Genomic DNA, 16251 nt, shown 5'->3' with positions numbered 1-16251 from the left:
AGATAATTCATGCGGTTGGTCATAACAGGCGTGCATCTGAGCTGCTGTCCACGCTCAGGCGCACGCCGCCCTACATAATTTTACAGACTAGCCTTGATCCGATGGAGTAAACATGAAGAAAATAAGTCTAACCAAAATGATCATATTAGGCCTGATACTCGGCATGATTGCCGGGGTGGCTATTAATAATATGGCATCGGCTGATACAGCAAAATCGTACGCGCAGGATATTTCGATTTTTACCACTATTTTCTTACGTATGGTAAAAATGATTATCGCACCGTTGGTTATTTCAACCCTGGTCGTTGGTATCGCAAAAATGGGCGATGCCAAAACGCTGGGACGTATATTCTCGAAAACCTTTTTCCTGTTTATCTGCGCCTCACTGTTGTCGATTGCGCTGGGTCTGGTCATCGTCAATCTGTTCCAGCCAGGTGCGGGCATCAACTTCGTCGCCCATGACGCTGCGGCAGTGGCTGGCGTGCAGTCAGAACCGTTCACGCTGAAAGTATTTATCTCTCACGCCGTACCGACCAGTATCGTCGATGCGATGGCGCGTAACGAAATCCTGCAAATCGTGGTGTTCTCGATTTTCCTCGGCTGCAGCCTGGCCGCCATTGGCGAGAAAGCCGAGCCGATCGTGAAAGTGCTCGACTCGCTGGTGCACGTCATGCTGAAGCTGACAGGTTACGTCATGCTGTTCGCTCCGTTAACGGTGTTCGCCGCCATCTCCGGGCTGATCGCTGAACGCGGGCTGGGCGTGATGGTTAGCGCCGGGATCTTCATGGGTGAGTTCTACCTGACGCTGGGGATGCTGTGGGCGATTCTGATCGGCCTGTCAACCATGATTGTCGGTCCGTGCATTAGCCGTCTGACGAAAGCAATCCTCGAACCGGCGCTGCTGGCGTTTACCACCTCCAGTTCTGAAGCCGCGTTCCCGGGAACCCTGGATAAGCTGGAGAAATTCGGCGTCTCGTCCAAGATTGCCAGCTTCGTGCTGCCTATCGGTTACTCCTTCAACCTGGTCGGTTCAATGGCTTACTGCTCGTTTGCCACCGTGTTTATCGCGCAAGCGTGCAACATTGAGCTGAGCATGGGCGAGCAGATCACCATGCTGCTGATCCTGATGTTGACCTCCAAAGGCATGGCGGGCGTACCGCGCGCCTCGATGGTCGTCATTGCCGCCACCCTCAACCAGTTCAACATTCCGGAGGCGGGTCTGATCCTGCTGATGGGCGTCGATCCGTTCCTCGACATGGGCCGTTCTGCGACCAACGTGATGAGTAACGCCATGGGTGCCGCGATTGTCGGTCGTTGGGAAGGTGAACACTTCGGTTCAGGCTGCCGGGGCACTGCGCCGGTCAAAACGCCGGAACAGGAACGTCCTGCAACGGAACCGTCAGAAGTGGTGATGTCCTGATTGTATAAGGTTGCCGGATGGCGCTATCGCTTATCCGGCCTACATATACAGCATTAACCTGTAGGCCGGATAAGGTGCTTGCGCCACCCTCCGGCGATATCAACCTTAACGTGAGAAGTCACATGTCTAAACCCTTTGTCTGGCAAGAACTCTTTGTACAAAGCAAAGAGAGTACGGAATACGAATTACTGAGCAATCAGCATGTTACGGTGACAGAATTGGATGGCGAAGAGGTCATCAAAGTGGCGCCGGAAGCATTAACGCTGCTGGCTCAACAGGCATTCTACGAAGCATCGTTCTTCCTGCGCACCGGACATTTAAAGCAGATAGCCAGCATCCTGCACGATCCGCAGGCCAGCAGTAACGACAAATACGTCGCCCTGCAACTGTTGCGTAATGCGGAAGTGTCGGCGAAAGGCGTGCTGCCGAACTGCCAGGACACGGGCACCGCGACGGTTGTTGCCAGCAAAGGTCAGCAAATATGGACCGGCGGCGATGATGCCGAAGCGCTCAGCAAAGGGATTTACACCACCTTTAAAGAAAATAACCTGCGCTATTCGCAAAATGCCCCGCTGGATATGTATAACGAGGTCAACACCGGCACGAACCTGCCAGCGCAGATAGACATCAGCGCCACGCCGGGTAACGAATACCGCTTCCTGTTTGTCAATAAGGGCGGCGGCTCGGCCAACAAAGCGGCACTGTTCCAGGAGACCAAATCTATCCTGCAACCGGAAAAACTCACCGCGTTCCTGATAGAGAAGATGAAATCGCTGGGTACGGCAGCCTGCCCTCCGTATCACATTGCCTTTGTGGTCGGCGGTCTCTCCGCTGACCAGGCGCTCAAGGTCGCCAAACTGGCCTCAACCAAGTATTACGACAATCTGCCCACCAGCGGTAACGAACTGGGCCAGGCGTTTCGTGACACGGCGCTGGAGTCCGCGCTGCTTAACGCCAGTCGCGAATTTGGCATCGGCGCGCAGTTTGGCGGCAAATATTTCGCCCATGATATACGCGTGATTCGCCTGCCGCGCCACGGCGGCTCTTGTCCGATCGCAATGGCCCTCTCCTGCTCCGCCGATCGCAATATCAAAGCGAAGATCAACAAACACGGGATCTGGCTGGAAAAACTCGAGCATAACCCGGGCAAATTTATCCCTGAATCCAGCCGCGTCGAGAACAGCGCGCAGAGCGTAAACCTGGATCTGAACCGTCCGCTGCGCGAGATCCTGCATGATTTATCCGCCCTGCCCGTCGGCACACGGCTTTCGCTGAACGGCCCGATTGTCGTCGCCCGCGATATCGTGCACGCCAAACTCAAAGAGCGTCTGGACAACGGCGAAGCGATGCCGGCGTACATGAAAGACCACATTGTCTACTACGCGGGCCCGGCCAAAACACCAGACCAGATGGCTTGCGGCTCGCTCGGGCCAACCACCGGCGGGCGCATGGACGGTTATGTCGATGCCTTCCAGGCCGCTGGTGGCAGCCTTGTCATGCTGTCAAAAGGCAACCGCAGCCCGCAGGTAACCGACGCCTGCCATAAACACGGCGGATTCAACCTCGGCAGTATCGGCGGCGCCGCGGCCTTGCTGGCGCAACAGTATGTGAAAAGTCTGCGCTGCCTCGAATATCCCGAACTGGGAATGGAAGCGGTCTGGATGATGGAAGTTGAAAATCTGCCTGCCTTCGTTCTGGTGGATGACAAAGGGAACAACTTCTTCAGCCAGTTTGAACAACAGCACCGTTGTGCATCCTGCCCGGCAGGACATTAAGGAGCGTTTATGCAAGCGCGAGCCAATAGCGACCGTCATCGTCAGCGTCAGCAAAAGCTGAAAGAACAGGTTGATATTCGCGTGGCAGCCGCCACGGAACAAAAAGGGATTGTGATCGTTTTCACCGGTAATGGAAAAGGGAAATCCACGGCCGCTTTTGGCACCGCTACGCGCGCGGTGGGACACGGTAAAACCGTTGGCGTCGCGCAGTTTATCAAAGGCCAGTGGGATAATGGCGAATACAACACCCTGCATCCGCTGGGCGTTGAATTTCACATTATGGGCACCGGGTTTACCTGGGAAACGCAAAACCGCGAGTCGGATATCGCGGCGGCGCTTGCCGTCTGGACAGAGAGCAAGCGTATGCTGGCCGATGCGCATTACGATCTGGTGGTACTGGACGAACTCACTTATATGCTGGCGTATCACTATCTTGATACCGAAGAGGTGATCGCCGCTATCCGGGAACGTCCGGCGCAGCAAAGTGTGATTGTAACCGGGCGGGGTTGCCACGCGCAGTTACTGGAGCTTGCTGATACGGTGAGCGAACTGCGCCCGGTAAAGCATGCCTTTGACAGCGGTATTCAGGCACAGGCGGGAATCGACTGGTAGTCACGTAGTTGCCGGATGGCGCATGCGCTTATCCGGCCTACCGTTCGCCTGTCATCCAGCATCAGCGTTCCAGGGGTGACACCACTGATTTTTGCAACAACCACTCGCGGAAGACCTGTAAATGACGGGATTCCGCTTTTTCTTCCCGCCAGGTCATGATGAAACGATTAACGGTACGCATGGGCACATCACAAGGGATCACCATGTCACCGTTGTCCAGATCGTGTTGGATCGCAAAGCGCGGGAGCAGCGCGACCCCCAGATTAGACCGCACCGCCGCGATCAGCATCGACAGCAGATCAAAGCGCGGGCCTTTGTTGGCCAGTGGGCTACTGACATCCGACAGGGCGAACCACTCCTGCCAGCCGTTAATTCGCGTACTTTGATGCAGTAACGGAAACTCATTGAGCAACTCTTCGACCGCCAGTTTCTGGTTGGGCTGCGACAGCAGACTGCCGCTACAGACCGGTAAAATTTCCTCTTCGAACAGATACTCCACTTCTGACCACGGCGAACAGAAGTCCTCACGCATAATGGCCGCATCATATTCACGGTTGAGAAAATCGCCTATGTTCGCCAGTGAGTGAATATTGACGATAATATCGGGGTTAAGCTTGTTGAATTCACGCAGATTGGGGATCAGCCAGTGGGTGCTGAACGTCGGATTGACCGCCAGTTCAATGACTTCGACCGTCGGCTGCCAGGTCATAATGGTGTTGGTATCACGCTCCAGTTTATTTAGCGTTTCTTTAACAATGCTCAAATAATGCTTTCCGGCCGCGTTTAAAAAAATCCGCTTTTTAGCATGATTAAATAATGCAGTATGCAGAAAATCCTCAAGGGCATTCACCTGGCGAAATACGGCACTTTGCGTTAATGCTAACTCCTCCGCCGCACGCGTATAACTTTCATGGCGTGCCACCACTTCAAACGTCACCAGTAATTCAGTCTTTGGTATCTTTCCTCTCATAACGTCTTCCATATGCCGCGTACAAAAATAGTTTAATTTATAAAAAATAAATGCAACCGACTCCCGATTGGCCTGAGAGTTATATTTTATTTCCTACCTGGATGTCATTGATCCACTCCATGGTTTATTCACACAGAAGGCGAACAAATAATGACCGATAATACGCAAGGCTGGCCATAAACACAATTTAATTAAGGTTATTTTGCGACAAATAGCGTCAATAAGTTCTTAATAATTTTTCAAGATAACTTGTTTATCGGAGAAAAAACTTTGCGGGTTTAATCAATATTATTTACTTATTATTTCAGGAGAATTTAGTTCACTAAACGATAAGCAAACGATGGCGTTTTTCCATCCGCTTTTACTCTTTTTACCGTTTTTCCCGACAATAATTAAGGACGACATATGAAAAATTCCGGAAAAGTCTGGCTGGTTGGCGCCGGTCCTGGTGATATCACCTTACTGACCCTCAAAGCCCTGCAATGCATTCAACAGGCTGATGTCATTATTTACGATCGCTTGGTCAACCCTAAAATACTCGAGTGGTGCTCAGCGAACTGTACCTGTATCAACGTCGGCAAAAGTCCGGGCTATCATTGCGTTCCTCAGGAGGAGATCAATGCCCTGCTTATCCATCATGCGCGGACGCAGCGGAACATTGTCCGTCTGAAAGGCGGCGATCCTTACGTGTTTGGTCGCGGTGCCGAAGAGGTAGAGTGTCTGGTTGAGGAAAGTATTGCCTTCGAAGTGGTGCCGGGTATCAGTTCCGCTATTGGCGGGCTGGCCTGCGCCGGGATCCCGGTCACCCACCGCGACCTGGCCTCAGGTTTTCATGTCGTGACGGGACATACCCGAGAAGGCAATCAGCAACAGGACTGGCGGCAGCTTGCGAAGCTCAACGGCACGCTGGTGATTGTTATGGGGATCGCGAATCTGCCGTTTATTTGTGAAGAACTGCTGATGGGGGGCAAATCACCGGACACGCCCGCCGCCATTGTGATGTCGGCTACCCGGGAAAATCAGCGGCGCTTAACCTGTACGCTCGGCACATTGCTCACCAAGGCGCAGGAAGCGAATATTGTGCCGCCGGCGCTGATTGTGGTTGGCGATGTTGTCCGTCTGAGCGACCGGCTCTCTTTTATTCCAGAGGTGATGGAACGCGTCTACAGCGAAAGTTGTTCATGACGGAATGACTGCGGAGAGGTCTGGTGAGCCGCCCGGAACACCCGACAAAAGTAGCTGGTCTGCGCATACTGAAGTTTCCGGGCGATGCTGTCGATAGAGTTCGTCGGATCGCACAGTAACTCACTCGCCCGCTGCATTTTTTTCTGACTCACCCAGGTTTTAAAATTCACGCCCTGCCGTTTCTTAAAGAAGCGGCTAAAGTAGTTAGCACTTAAACAGACATGTGCCGCCACCGACTCCAGCGTCAGCTCCTCGTACAAGTGCTCATCGATATAACGCAGTGCCGCGACCAGTTTCTTTTCGTGACGCGAAAGCTCCATTGCCGACAAGCGCAGATCACTCAACTGCACATCGGTATTGCTCAGCGTTGTACTCTGTACCGGATTAAGATTATTAATAATAAAACTGAGCAGGTTTGCCGCCGCCACCAGATGATTATTTTCAACAACGGCAACCTGACTCCAGGCTGATTTAATTTTGGGATCGTAATCCCATTGCCGATCGTCATCAATGACAATGGTTTTATATTCCGGATACTTTGCGCGCACCTGACCACAAATAATAAATCCCAGCAGATGCCCCTGACGAATTAATGGCATAGAGAAAAAACTCAACCCCGCATGACAGCAGAGTATTCTGGTTTTTTCTTCTTTCAGTCCTTCAAAAGCGCAATATTTGTCACATTTCTGACAACTTTTTTGATATCGCGGATCGGTACGCAGTAATGAACAGAAAGAATTAAAATTATGACAGGCGGAAATTTCCCGACCATTAATGTCCACCACGACAGCGGCAAGCCCTGTCGCCTTAGCAAACACCTCTGCCAGGGAGTAAAAAGTGTGTAAGACATCGTCCTGAATATGCTGAGGCACGTTACGCTCCGCCCGTGGTCTGGATAACGTCGCTAATATGCAGAATTTAGCCGGGGGAAAGAATGACCCTGACCGCAAAAAATAATCTCATTTATTCAGGTGATTATGATCAAATTGCAAGAGCGGCGTCCCGTCTCCTCAAAACCTGTCCTACGGCTGTTGTGACAACATTTCCCAAAGATTAACGAATCTTCACACCACCCTGTGAGCTTTATTTCAATGTGAATTTAAATTTTATCCATTATTTTCATTGAGTTACCACATATTCATACAATTTTATGATGTGCTTATTTGTGAGAATCATCATGTGAATGTGAAACGCGCTCCTGAATAATAGGCTCAATTACCAGACAATCTGAACGGAGTGGATGTATGCCCGTCACGACAGGTGTTATCGCCGACGACTTTACTGGCGCAACGGATATAGCAAGTTTTATGGCTGAACAAGGCTGGCGAGTCGCACTGCTGCCCGGTATGCCAGACGCCGCACAGCCGTGGAATGAAGAGGTCGACGCGATTGTCATCTCGCTTAAAAGCCGTTCTCTGGCGGCTGACCAGGCTATCGATCAATCATTACGCTGCTGGCAATGGCTGCACAACACAGCCGGTGCGCAGCAGATTTACTTCAAATATTGTTCCACTTTTGATTCCACCCCTGCCGGTAATATCGGTCCGGTCAGCGATGCGCTGATGGAAGCCATGCACACGCCGTATATCATTCACTGTCCCGCCCTGCCGCAAAACGGACGGACGGTGATCCACGGACATCTGTTTGTGAATGGCGTATTGCTGAACGAATCCGGCATGGAGAAACATCCGCTCAACCCGATGACCGACGCGAACCTGATTCGACTGCTCGCGGCGCAAACACCCCGCACCGTCGGGCGCATCGACCTCAGCACAATTCAAAAAGGTGTGGAAGCGGTCACTCACGCGCTGGACCGCTGTCAGTCTGAAGGGGTACGCCATGTGATCGTGGATACCTTCAGCGAAGCCGATCTGCACACGCTCGCTCAGGCCTTGCGTCATACGCCGCTGCTGGCGGGCGGTTCCGGACTGGGCGGCGCACTGGCCGCCTGCGCCACCCCGCAGCGTGGGCAGGAAGCGGCACATCCTTTCCCGACGCCTGCAAAAACGGTGGTCTTTTCCGGAAGCTGTTCGACCATGAGCAACCGCCAGGTGAACCGCTATAAGGCGCAGGCTGCATCCCGTTTACTCGACGTGGCGCGCTGCCTGACAGACGCAGAACGTTACAGCGATGAGTTATCGCTGTGGGCGATGGCGCATGTCGATGACGCGCTTGCCCCGTTGATTTACGCCACCCAGCCGCCGGAAGCGCTTAAACGCATTCAACAGGAGTATGGCGAGCAGCCTGCCAGCCGGGCGATTGAACATACCTTTGCCAGACTGACAGCCAAACTGCAGGCCGCAGGCGTGAACGGTTTTATCGTCGCGGGCGGCGAAACCTCCGGCACCGTAGTGGAAGCGTTACAGGTGTCGCGACTGGCGGTCGGTAAAGCCATCGCCCCCGGTGTCCCCTGGGTGTTTTCCGCCGAACCACCGTTAGCGCTGGCGCTAAAGTCAGGCAACTTCGGTGACGAAGACTTCTTTTTTACCGCGCAGGAGCACACATCATGAACCCGCTTACCGAACAGCAACTCCGTGAACAGCTGGTGCATTATGGTCGCTCTCTGTTTATGCGCGGCTTCAGCAGCGGCGGCTCGGGCAACCTGAGCGTAAGGCTGCCGGACGGTGGCTATCTGGTCACACCGACCAACTCCTGCCTGGGAGAACTGGACGCCGCCACGCTCAGTAAACTGGATGCTAACGGCGTTCACCTGAGTGGCGATAAGCCATCAAAAGAGGTGCCTATGCACCTGGCCTGGTACCGTCATCGCCCGGCCTGCGGCGCGGTAGTTCATCTGCATTCGCCGTGGCTGACTGCCCTCTCTTGTCTGCCGTGCAGCACGCCGGAAAACTGTCTGCCGCCGTTAACGCCATACTACGTGATGCGCGTCGGGCAGTTGCCGCTTCTGCCCTATTTCAAACCCGGTCATGAAGGCATTGCCAGCGCACTCAGCGAGATTGCGGCGGACCATACCGCGGCGCTACTGGCCAATCACGGCCCGGTAGTCAGTGGCCGCTCACTCCGTGAGGCGGTGTTTAATGCCGAAGAGCTGGAAGATAGCGCCCGGATCTGGCTGACCTTAAAACCCCTCGGTTACGTGCCGCTAACGGCGGAAGCGGTAGCCGAACTTCAGTCATCCCGGCAAGCGTGAGGTGAAATGATGATCCCCGAACAACGACGTGATTTTATCTACCGCTACGTGCATGAAAAAAACGTCGCCTCTTTTAATGAGCTGGCGGATCTGATGAGCGTGTCGCACATGACCGTGCGTCGCGATATCCAGTTGCTGGAAGAAGAAGGCAAAGTCATCTCGATCAACGGCGGGGTGAAACTCAACAATCTGCTGAAATCGGAGCTGCCGTGGCGTGAAAAGGCCGAACTGCATCATGATGTGAAGCGGCGGATGGGACAGCTTGCCGCAATGCTGATAGAACCAGGGCAAACGCTGTATCTGGATGCCGGCACCTCACTGTTTGAAGTGGCGAAAGCGGTCGCTGCCAGCCACTGCTTCAACCTGACGGTCGTGACGAACGATTTTTCCATCAGCCACTATCTGATGGACATGCCGCACATCACGCTGTATCACACCGGGGGACTGGTGGATCAGCGCAACCGTTCCTGCCTCGGGAAAAGCGCTGCCAGTTTTCTGCGCACGATTAACATCGACGTGGCGTTTCTCAGCTCATCCTCGTGGGATACCGAACGCGGTATGTCGACTCCCAGCGAGGGCAAGGCCTCGGTGAAAGAGGCGGTGCTCACCGTTTCCCGCCGTCGGGTGCTGGTCTGCGACAGCAGTAAATTTGGCAAATACGGGATGTTCCACATCTGCTCGCTGGATCAACTGACCGATATTATTTCGGATAACCAGTTGCCCGACGTGGCGCAGGACACCATTGCCAGCCAGGGCGTGAAGCTGCATCTGGTTGATTGTCGGGAGGGAACGCACCATGCTGAAGTTAGCGGCTAACCTCGACTGGCTGTTTTGCGAACGCCCCATTGCCGGGCGCTTTCAGGCCGCAAAGGCGGCGGGTTTCCACGGCGTTGAAGGGTTGTTTCTCTGGCAGCATCCGCTGGATGTTCTGCTGGCAGCACAGCGGGAAACCGGTCTGCCCGTGGCGTTAATGAATGCACCGGCGGGTAACTGGCTGGCAGGCGAACGTGGGCTGGCATCCCTGCCGGATCGTGATGAGGAATTTCATCACAGTCTGATGATTGCCCGCGATTACGCCACGGCGTTGGGTTGTCGCAAGGTGCACGTCATGGCTGGGCTGCGCGTGGACACACTTTCCGTCAGCGCCCAGCATGAACGGTTAACCGAACGACTGCGTATCGCCTGTGACGTCATGGTCGAGACCGGAATCGACGTGCTGATTGAACCCTTAAATCCGCAGGATATGCCAGGTTATGTCGTCGACAGCTTTCCACTGGCCGAAAGTCTGATTAACAAAGTGGCCAGGGAAAATATCGGCTTACAGTTTGATATTTATCACTGCCAAAAAATACACGGTAATGTTGCGCATCTTATTGAACGTTATTTACCGATAATTAAACACTTTCAGATTGCTTCCGTGCCAGGTCGCCATGAACCGGGAACGGGAGAATTAAACGAAGCATGGCTCTTTGAATTTATTAAGCAGACAGGTTATCAGGGCTGGATGGGTTGTGAATATAAACCGTCAACACCAGGGCCCGAATCGTTACGCTGGATGACACCGTACTTATAATTTTAATATCTCTGTACCGGAAAACCGGAGGAACACATGTCGGATACTGTTATTATCTCGCTGGCACCCGTTGCCGCGGATTGCCCCAGAGTTATACCCGAAGAACTGGCGCAGGAAATATTAGCCAGCGTCGAACATGGTGCGGCAATAGTGCATTTACACGTTCGCGATAAGCAGGGTCGCCTGACGCCGGACACCACGGATTTTCAGGCGACGATCGATAACGTCATGCGCCATTCCGACCTGATCATTCAGGCCTCCACCGGTGGCGTCTCCTCGATGTCGATTGCCGAGCGCTGTGCGCCGCTGGATTGTCCCGGCGTCGAAATGGCCTCGCTGAATGTCGGCTCCGTTAACCTCGGCGATGCCGTGTATTTTAATCCCGGACCGGACGTCGAATATTGTTCCCGACAAATTACCCAGCGTTCCATTATTCCTGAATTTGAAGTCTTTGAAATAGGAATGATTAATAACATTCTGGCGCTGGAAGAAAAAATTCAGTTCACAAAACCCATGTTATTCAATATTGTGCTCGGACATCGTGGAAGTTCGCCGGCGACGGTTGATGCATTAATAGCCTTGCGGAGCATGATTCCACGTGACGCCTTGTGGGGAATTACGCATTTTGGCCGCAAGAACTTCGACATTATTGCAGCAGCGGTCGGTATGGGCGCCAGTGAAGTGAGAATTGGTTTTGAAGACAGCTATTATTTAAGCGCCGAAGAAAAAGCCCAGCATAATTATCAGCAGGTTGCCAAACTCGCCACGCTTATTCGCAGTATGGATAAAAAGGTCGCCACGCCGGATATTGCGCGGCAAATGTTAGCTATTCCACCACGACAGTAATAACGAGAGAAAGGACATTTCATCATGACTATCACGACCGTTATTCACAAAACCGGACTGGGCGTCTGCATCGCCGGTGGCGCACTGGCGGCGATTGGCGCGCTGATGCAGTCTCCCGCCCTCTGGCAGCCGGGGCTGGTAATGCTGACGGCAGGCTTCGCGGCTGGCGCAGGCCATTGGCCTGGTCTTCGCAGCTACCAGTTTACCCTGTGGATCATCGCCGGCTTTGTCGCCGCGATGACCTGGTCAACCGATCTGATCGTCTGGGGCGGATTCAACATCACGCATAAGTGGATCGTCTTTTTAGTGATCCAGGCGACCATGTTCAGTATGGGGACCAAACTCACGATTCAGGATTTTATCGACGTTGCCAAAATGCCATGGGCGGTGTTTATCGGCACCTTCTGCCATTTCGTCATCATGCCTTTGCTTGGCCTGAGCATCACGCTGCTCTTTGACTTCCCACCGGAAGTGGCAGTGGGCATTCTGCTGATTGGTTCCTGCCCCAGCGGGCTCTCCTCCACCGTCATGGTGTATATCGCTAACGCCAACCTGGCGCTGGCGGTCTCTATCGCCGCAGTCTCGACGCTGGCGGCGACGGTGATGACGCCGCTGTGGGTGAATCTGCTGGCTGGATCGATGATCGACATTCAGCTCACCGCGATGGTAATGGACGTGGTGAAAATCGTGTTGATCCCAATTGGCGCGGCGATTTTACACGACTACCTGAAAACCTATGCCGGTGTGCAGGGACGTCGTACCGTGCAAATTCTGGCCGGGATCAGCGCCGTCTGGCTGCTGTATATGATTGCCGGGGGTTGGGACTCGCTGTTTGGCAGCGCCAGCGCCGACGCACAAATGTACGCAGTGGTGCTGAACTTTGTGGCAGGCGGGATTATCTGGGCGCTGTTCTACAACTGGCTCTACAGCCGCGTGGTCGGCGTTAAGAAAGTCATGCCGACCATCTCGATGATGGGCATCATTTTCTTCACCACTACCGCGGCCGCCGCCGGGCGTGACAACCTGGTGCAGGTCGGTTTCCTGCTCTGCTTCGCCATGCTGATGCACAACCTCGGTGGCTTCCTGATTGGCTATCTGATGAGCCGTTGGGTGTTCCGCATGGATGTCCAGTCAGCGCGGACGGTGGCCTTCGAAGTCGGTCTGCAAAATGGCGGTATGGCGTCGGGTCTTGCTGCCGCGATGGGCAAACTGGCGACCGTCGGTCTCGCCTCTGCGGTCATGACGCCGCTCGGCAACGTCAGCGGCTCGCTGCTGGCTAACTACTGGCGCAAAAAAGATGCCCGACAGGCGCAGGCACAGAACGAGAATTTGTCTGCTCAGCCAGTATCAGAACCTCTGTCAAAAGGATAATTCACAATGATGACTTTAACTCTGGAACAGGCACGACGCGCGGTAGACTGTGCGCTCGAGCTCGCTGACACCCGTTATACGCAACGTCCGCTCAGCGCGGCAGTGTGCGACGCCCACGGTGAGTTACTGAGCTTTGCCCGTATGGATAACGCCAAACTGTTAACCATTGAGCTGACACAGCGCAAAGCGCGCACCAGCAGCCGTTTAGGCTGCACCACGCAGGCGTTTCTACAGCGCCTGCAAAAGGAGTCGCTGGATATCAGCTACTTTGCTGACCCACGTTTTACCGCGCTGCCCGGCGGCGTACCGATTCTTCACAACGGTAAATGCCTGGGAGCCGTCGCGGTCGGTGGACTGTCCGCGCAGGAAGATCATGATGCGGCCATGGCCGTTGCCGAATGTTTGCTCAAGGAGATCGCAGAATGAAAAAGATCGCTATGCTTCACACCAGTTCCGCCACGCTCGCCATGATGCAGCAACTGATCGGGGACATCATGCCAGAAGCGGACGTGATGCACCTGGTCGAAGAGTCGATGATTAAACAGGTGATGAAAGCCGGGGGCGTCACGCCGAACATTGCGGCGCGCATTGCCGACTACGTCCATATTGCCGAAAAAGCAGATTGTGAGATTTTCATCACCGCCTGCTCGTCCATTGGCACAGCGGTTGAGCAGTGTCAGTTTATGACGCCGCTGCAACTTGCCCGTATCGACTGCGCAATGGTGGAAAGCGCCATTAGCCTGGGTGAAAACATTGCCGTACTGGCCACCGTCGCCACCACGATGAAACCGACGCTGGAATACGTGCAGCGCAAAGTACAGGCCAGCGGCAAGCAGTGCGCGGTGACGCCGATATTGATGGAAGAGGCTTTCCACGCTCTGCTGGCGGGCGATATGGAAACCCACGATCGCATCGTCAGCGAAGGATTGCACAGCGCGTATAAACAGGCCGATGTCGTAATGCTGGCGCAGGCATCGATGGCGCGCGTTCTGCAACAGCTCCCTCCTCCGCCCGTCCCGGTGATGACCTCACCAGAAAGTGGCATCCGCTGGCTGAAAACGCTGGCGGAAAGCGCCTGATGGCAATGCTGGCGCATCTTATCAGGCCTACACCCGTAGGCCGGATAAGCGACAGCGCCATCCGGCAAACCTGCAGGTAAAAAAAAGGCCATCATCAGATGGCCAACCATGTCGAAAATGGACCAGTCTTTGCCCCTTCATCACGGGTAAATGAAGGGGAGTAGACTGTTTTATTGCTTATTTGAGTCTTACTTAATCACGGCTTTCAGCGCTTCGCCGATATCGGCGAGACTGCGAACGGTTTTCACGCCGGCAGCTTCCAGCGCAGCGAATTTCTCATCCGCCGTGCCTTTCCCGCCTGCGATGATGGCCCCTGCGTGACCCATGCGCTTGCCTTTCGGCGCGGTCACACCGGCGATGTAGCCAACAACCGGCTTGGTGACGTGATCTTTGATGTACGCAGCCGCTTCTTCTTCAGCGCTACCGCCGATCTCGCCGATCATCACGATCGCTTCGGTCTGCGGATCTTCCTGGAACAGTTTCAGAATGTCGATAAAGTTAGAGCCCGGGATCGGGTCGCCGCCGATGCCCACACAGGTGGACTGGCCGAAACCGTAGTCGGTGGTCTGCTTAACCGCTTCATAGGTCAGCGTACCGGAGCGAGAGACGATACCCACTTTACCCGGCTTATGGATGTGACCCGGCATGATGCCGATTTTGCATTCGCCTGGGGTGATAACACCCGGGCAGTTTGGACCGATCATGCGTACGCCGGCTTCATCCAGTTTCACCTTCACGGTCAGCATATCCAGCGTCGGAATACCTTCGGTGATCGTGATGATGAGTTTGATACCTGCGTCGATCGCTTCCAGAATGGAGTCTTTGCAGAACGGTGCCGGAACGTAGATAACCGTTGCGGTCGCGCCCGTTGCTTCAACCGCTTCACGCACGGTGTTGAACACCGGCAGACCCAGATGCGTGGTGCCGCCTTTACCTGGGGTTACGCCGCCAACCATCTGCGTACCGTAAGCAATCGCCTGTTCGGAGTGGAACGTCCCCTGGCTACCGGTAAAGCCCTGACAGATAACCTTGGTGTTTTTATCGATTAAAACAGACATTATTTCCCCTCCACTGCGGCAACAACCTGCTGAGCTGCATCCGTCAGACTTTTCGCTGCAATAATATTCAGGCCGCTGTCAGCCAGTTTCTTCGCGCCGAGTTCGGCGTTGTTGCCTTCCAGACGAACCACAACCGGTACGTTAACACCCACTTCCGCTACCGCGCCGATAATGCCGTCAGCGATCAAGTCGCAGCGCACAATACCGCCGAAGATGTTAACCAGAACCGCTTTAACGTTGTCGTCAGAGAGGATAATTTTGAACGCTTCGGTCACGCGCTCTTTGGTTGCGCCGCCGCCAACGTCAAGGAAGTTAGCCGGTTCGCCGCCGTGCAGTTTCACGATGTCCATGGTGCCCATCGCCAGACCTGCGCCGTTAACCATGCAGCCGATGTTGCCATCCAGCGCGACGTAGTTCAGTTCCCACTGTGCAGCCTGCGCTTCACGCGGGTCTTCCTGAGACTGGTCGCGCATTTCACGCAGATCCGGCTGGCGGAACAGCGCGTTGCCGTCAGCGCCCAGTTTGCCGTCGAGGCAGATCAGGTCGCCCTGTTTGGTGATGACCAGCGGGTTGATTTCGATCAGCGCCAGGTCGCGCTCCAGGAAAATCGTCGCCAGCCCCATAAAGATTTTAGTGAATTGCTGAACCAGTTTGCCTTCCAGACCCAGTTTGAACGCCAGCTCACGTCCCTGATACGGCATTGGGCCGGTCAGCGGATCAAGCGCAACTTTGTGGATCAGGTGCGGGGTTTCTTCCGCGACTTTTTCAATTTCTACGCCGCCTTCGGTGGAGGCCATGAAGACCACGCGACGAGAGCTACGGTCAACCACCGCGCCCAGATACAGCTCTTTATCGATATCGGTCGCTGCTTCAACCAGAATCTGGTTTACCGGTTGACCGTTGGCGTCTGTTTGATAGGTCACCAGACGTTTGCCCAGCCAGTGTTCAGCAAAAGCGCGAATCTCTTCTTTGCTTTTGACCACTTTCACACCGCCCGCTTTACCGCGGCCGCCCGCGTGAACCTGACATTTTACTACCCACGGACCTGCACCGATTTTCGATGCCGCTTCTTCAGCTTCACGCGGAGTAGTACAGGCATAACCCACCGGCGCCGGTAAGCCATAGCGGGCAAAAAGTTGTTTTGCCTGGTATTCATGTAAGTTCATGTGTTCTGTCCATCCTTCAGGTAATCGTTATCTTAAACCGTAGGC

Annotated in this window: 16 protein-coding genes; 12 read left to right on the top strand and 4 right to left on the bottom strand. The window is 54.3% G+C overall.

Translation table 11 applies throughout. The features are described from left to right. Positions 1 to 112 precede the first annotated feature (112 nt). The 3 genes from F384_RS03270 to cobO all read left to right on the top strand — a co-directional run bounded on the left by F384_RS03270 (position 113) and on the right by cobO (position 3807). Positions 113 to 1420, top strand: a complete 1308-nt coding sequence (locus F384_RS03270) for a dicarboxylate/amino acid:cation symporter (RefSeq protein WP_046477577.1) — start codon at positions 113 to 115, stop codon at positions 1418 to 1420. A 122-nt stretch (positions 1421 to 1542) separates the two neighbouring features. Then, positions 1543 to 3195, top strand: coding sequence for a class I fumarate hydratase (locus F384_RS03265; RefSeq protein ID WP_046477575.1), 1653 nt, complete (start codon positions 1543 to 1545; stop codon positions 3193 to 3195). Between the two features lie 9 nt (positions 3196 to 3204). Beyond that, a complete protein-coding gene (gene cobO, locus F384_RS03260; RefSeq protein ID WP_046477573.1) occupies positions 3205 to 3807 on the top strand; it encodes a cob(I)yrinic acid a,c-diamide adenosyltransferase in 603 nt (200 codons plus the stop codon). Between the two features lie 61 nt (positions 3808 to 3868). Here the strand turns inward: cobO and F384_RS03255 are convergent, their stop codons facing one another. Next, the gene (locus F384_RS03255) at positions 3869 to 4777 is read right to left on the bottom strand and encodes a LysR family transcriptional regulator (RefSeq protein ID WP_046477571.1); all 909 of its coding nucleotides are present in this window, start codon (positions 4775 to 4777) and stop codon (positions 3869 to 3871) included. Between the two features lie 405 nt (positions 4778 to 5182). Here F384_RS03255 and cobA point away from each other — a divergent pair, with 405 nt between their 5' ends. Further along, a complete protein-coding gene (cobA, locus tag F384_RS03250; RefSeq protein ID WP_046477570.1) occupies positions 5183 to 5962 on the top strand; it encodes a uroporphyrinogen-III C-methyltransferase in 780 nt (259 codons plus the stop codon). On the opposite strand, the gene F384_RS03245 is transcribed toward cobA, so the two are convergent. Continuing rightward, entirely contained in the window at positions 5941 to 6834 is an 894-nt protein-coding gene (locus F384_RS03245) for a PocR ligand-binding domain-containing protein (RefSeq protein WP_046477569.1), read from the bottom strand. The two genes, cobA and F384_RS03245, sit on opposite strands and share 22 nt — an antisense overlap. Before the next feature lie 372 nt (positions 6835 to 7206). Between F384_RS03245 and otnK the strand changes: the two genes are divergently transcribed. From otnK to F384_RS03205, 8 genes are read left to right on the top strand one after another with little or no spacing between them, the layout of a single operon-like run. After that, on the top strand, positions 7207 to 8472 hold the full coding sequence (gene otnK / locus F384_RS03240) for a 3-oxo-tetronate kinase (RefSeq protein WP_046477566.1): 1266 nt from the start codon (positions 7207 to 7209) through the stop codon (positions 8470 to 8472). Then, the gene (locus F384_RS03235; RefSeq protein WP_046477565.1) at positions 8469 to 9113 is read left to right on the top strand and encodes an aldolase; all 645 of its coding nucleotides are present in this window, start codon (positions 8469 to 8471) and stop codon (positions 9111 to 9113) included. The genes otnK and F384_RS03235 overlap by 4 nt, the downstream gene beginning before the upstream one ends. A gap of 6 nt (positions 9114 to 9119) precedes the next feature. Next, entirely contained in the window at positions 9120 to 9929 is an 810-nt protein-coding gene (locus F384_RS03230) for a DeoR/GlpR family DNA-binding transcription regulator (protein WP_193388312.1), read from the top strand. Next, positions 9910 to 10686: a hydroxypyruvate isomerase family protein gene (locus F384_RS03225; RefSeq protein WP_046477561.1), complete on the top strand. Its 777-nt coding sequence runs from the start codon at positions 9910 to 9912 to the stop codon at positions 10684 to 10686. Before F384_RS03230 ends, F384_RS03225 begins: the two co-directional genes overlap by 20 nt. A gap of 36 nt (positions 10687 to 10722) precedes the next feature. After that, positions 10723 to 11532 carry a 3-keto-5-aminohexanoate cleavage protein gene (locus tag F384_RS03220; protein ID WP_046477560.1) on the top strand — a complete coding sequence of 270 codons (810 nt, stop codon included), beginning with the start codon at positions 10723 to 10725 and terminating at the stop codon, positions 11530 to 11532. A gap of 24 nt (positions 11533 to 11556) precedes the next feature. Continuing rightward, positions 11557 to 12903: a bile acid:sodium symporter family protein gene (locus F384_RS03215; protein ID WP_046477559.1), complete on the top strand. Its 1347-nt coding sequence runs from the start codon at positions 11557 to 11559 to the stop codon at positions 12901 to 12903. 6 nt (positions 12904 to 12909) lie between these two features. Next, entirely contained in the window at positions 12910 to 13329 is a 420-nt protein-coding gene (locus tag F384_RS03210; RefSeq protein ID WP_046477558.1) for a GlcG/HbpS family heme-binding protein, read from the top strand. After that, positions 13326 to 13982 carry an aspartate/glutamate racemase family protein gene (locus F384_RS03205; protein WP_046477557.1) on the top strand — a complete coding sequence of 219 codons (657 nt, stop codon included), beginning with the start codon at positions 13326 to 13328 and terminating at the stop codon, positions 13980 to 13982. Before F384_RS03210 ends, F384_RS03205 begins: the two co-directional genes overlap by 4 nt. A gap of 188 nt (positions 13983 to 14170) precedes the next feature. Here the strand turns inward: F384_RS03205 and sucD are convergent, their stop codons facing one another. Next, positions 14171 to 15040, bottom strand: coding sequence for a succinate--CoA ligase subunit alpha (gene sucD / locus F384_RS03200; RefSeq protein WP_042320638.1), 870 nt, complete (start codon positions 15038 to 15040; stop codon positions 14171 to 14173). After that, positions 15040 to 16206, bottom strand: coding sequence for an ADP-forming succinate--CoA ligase subunit beta (sucC, locus tag F384_RS03195; RefSeq protein WP_042320639.1), 1167 nt, complete (start codon positions 16204 to 16206; stop codon positions 15040 to 15042). The genes sucD and sucC overlap by 1 nt, the downstream gene beginning before the upstream one ends. Positions 16207 to 16251 lie beyond the last annotated feature (45 nt).

It is taken from the genome of Citrobacter amalonaticus Y19 (assembly GCF_000981805.1).
GTDB lineage: Bacteria > Pseudomonadota > Gammaproteobacteria > Enterobacterales > Enterobacteriaceae > Citrobacter_A > Citrobacter_A amalonaticus_C.
This window is presented reverse-complemented; position numbering and strand designations above follow the sequence as displayed.